The following is a 2745-nucleotide window of genomic DNA, read 5'->3' on the forward strand; positions in this document are numbered from 1 at the left end:
GGACAGAACGTGCTACAAATCTGTTTCCGTGCCTAACTTCGGCTTCCTATTAGCGAACGGCAACGAATGCGCTACCGATTAACTCCCGCATCTGACTCAAATCATGCCCTTGTTAGGTGAAATCACAGACGATCTCCCATACATGACGACGACCCCGCTCTAGCTCCCTCTCCCTGTGGGAGAGGGTTGGGGTGAGGGGACGCAAACTTTACAGATAAAAAAATCCCCGGACAGGCCCGGGGAAAAATGATCGACTAAAACAACACAATTGCAGTTCTCCCTCACTTCGCACTACCTCAGCCCGCCTACCGACACGTAGGCAGGCTGAGTTCTCACTTACGCTTTCACTGGCTCGGCACGGCTGAAGCGCTTGCCATCCGGGCTAATCGCACGGATTTGCACATCACCCGCTACCGCAGGGCGCGCTTTATCGTCATAACGCTGCCACTGTTTGCCGCCGTCGGTAGAGTATTCAATCCCCAAACCTGGCAGAGCAATATTCGCCTCCAGCTTGCCACCGACGATGCGTGCACCTGGAACTGGCAAGCGATAGCTCACGCCCGCTTTATCCATCTTGGCCAGCTCACGTTGGCCAATCAGGTTGGCAAAGCGCAGCCAGTCCTGATCCAGAGTTTTGGTATCGACCTGATGGGTTTCGCCACCTTTGTACTCACGGCCAGCTTTATAATCCTGCTCCCAGCTGGCGCGGTGCCATGCACGTTCTGCAAGCGAGACGGCACGTGGGTAAATCATGTATTCCATCTGCTGGTCGGTACGCACCACTTCGCTCCACAGTTGGGCAGAAAGACCATATGCGCCCGGCCATGGTTTGTCGCTCTTGGCGGTGAAGTGGTTACCGTCACGGTCCACCGAGGTTTCGGCGTTCTGCGGCAGGTTGTTCGGCGCAAAGCTGAAGATCTTCTGCTCGTCGCTGAAACGGGTGCCCCAGTAGTAACCGTGTTCGTCCGGGCTGACCTCATACGGGAAGTCCATATAGACGTAGTCCGGGTTAGAGATCACCACGTCATAACCCTTGTTCGCCCAGTCGTTAGCCGAGTCGAAGCCACCCCAGTACAGGGTATCCCAGAAGTTCACCGCCACATGGTTGGTCGCGAAGGCCTTCGAGTCTTTGGCATCTTTCAGGCCGTCCTGCCACGCCTGCATTCTGTCAATGCCGTGCGCTTTCACCAACTGGCTGACTTCCAGACCGAAGTAGCTTGGCAAGTGTTCCATATCTTCCACTTTGCCGTCTTTGATGATGGCTTGGCAAACCTGCGACTTGGCCCACGGCTTGTCTTCTTTGCTCAGATCGAGGATGCCCTTGCCCGCTTCCGGGTTTTTCACGTCGGTATAGCCCGCGCCCAGACGGATGTTCTTCGCTTCGTCTCCACCAAAGTGCCAGGTTTTCAGCGGCTGACCGGCCTCTTTGTGCATCTGGGCCACTTCGCCAATCACTTTGTCCACGAAGTTTTTGGACGAATCCAGGCATGGGTTCAGGTAGCTCTGGCGGTTGAAGTACTGCACCGAGGTGGTGTTGGAGGTATCAGTCGGATCCACCAGGCGGAACTCGTTGGCCTCTTTCTCTTTCCCTTCGGCAAGCAGTTTCTTGTAGCGAGCTTCCATAGAAGTAATCGCCGCACGGGCGTGCGCCGGCATGTCGATCTCAGGGATCACTTCAATCTGACGTGCCTGAGCATATTTAACGATGTCGATATAGTCCTGACGGGAGAAGAAGCCACCGTGCGGTGCCGGGCCAGAGCCGTATTGTGGCATCAGGCAGGTGGTTTCGCTCAGGTCATGACAACGCTGGCCGCCCACTTCGGTCAACTCTGGCAGGCCAGGGATCTCAATGCGCCAACCCTCGTCATCCGTCAGGTGGAAGTGGAATTTGTTCAGCTTGTAGGCTGCCATTTGATCCAGCAGGCGCAATACGGCGTCTTTTTGGTGGAAGTTACGCGCCACGTCCAGGAAGATCCCGCGGTATTGGAAGCGCGGTGCATCTTTGGCATCCAGCGTAGCGATCTTCTTGCTGCCATCCGAAGGGATTAACGACAGGATGGATTGCAGACCATAGAACACCCCAGTCTGATCGAAACCGACGATCTCGGCACCTTTCTCGCCGATCTTCAGTTGGTAGGCACCAGGCACGGCCTGATCGCCTTTGAATGCCGCTGGCTTGATATCCGTCTTGATTGGATAACCGCTCGCCTGGCTCTCAATGCCCAGCAGTGCAAAACGCTCGGCTGCTGCATCTGCCGCTGGCTTGGTCAAGGCGCTCAGTTCCAGCGCCACGCCTTTGCTCAGGTCAATATCCTTCGCATGGACTTTAACGTCCATCGGGGTTGGGATAATTTGCCCACGCAGTGATGCCATCGGCAACACTTTCAGATCCTGATTCTTGGTGAAGCGGCTTTCCGGCACCATCAGAATGTTATTGTCATCCTTGGTACGTTTCCACTGATCGCCAGTGAACGGGGCCACAAACTGGTTAACATCTTCGGTATCAGTATTCGACAGGATCTTCGGCTGAGCATCGCCAGAAGTAGCATACCAACGCGGCAGGAAGTCGGTACGGAACAGTTCCCAGTATTCAGCGATAATCGGAATTTCTACCGCCTGATTGGCCGGGAAGCTGGTGAATTTATCGGTCGGTTCCAGCTTGTACAGATCGCCGGTCAGATGGGTGATTTTGAACTGGTCGTTATCAACCTTCAACGTTTGGCGCGGGCTGTGGAAATAGATCGC

1 protein-coding gene is annotated in these 2745 nt (G+C 55.2%); it reads right to left on the bottom strand.

Features of this window, described 5'->3' with window-relative positions:
- Positions 1-336: 336 nt before the first annotated feature.
- Positions 337-2745 (bottom strand): beta-N-acetylhexosaminidase (locus ACLQ7H_RS18885; protein ID WP_411753990.1); only part of this gene is annotated, 2409 nt, incomplete at its 5' end.

The sequence above is a fragment of the Serratia sp. (in: enterobacteria) genome, from assembly GCF_046715635.1.
Taxonomy (GTDB): domain Bacteria; phylum Pseudomonadota; class Gammaproteobacteria; order Enterobacterales; family Enterobacteriaceae; genus Chania.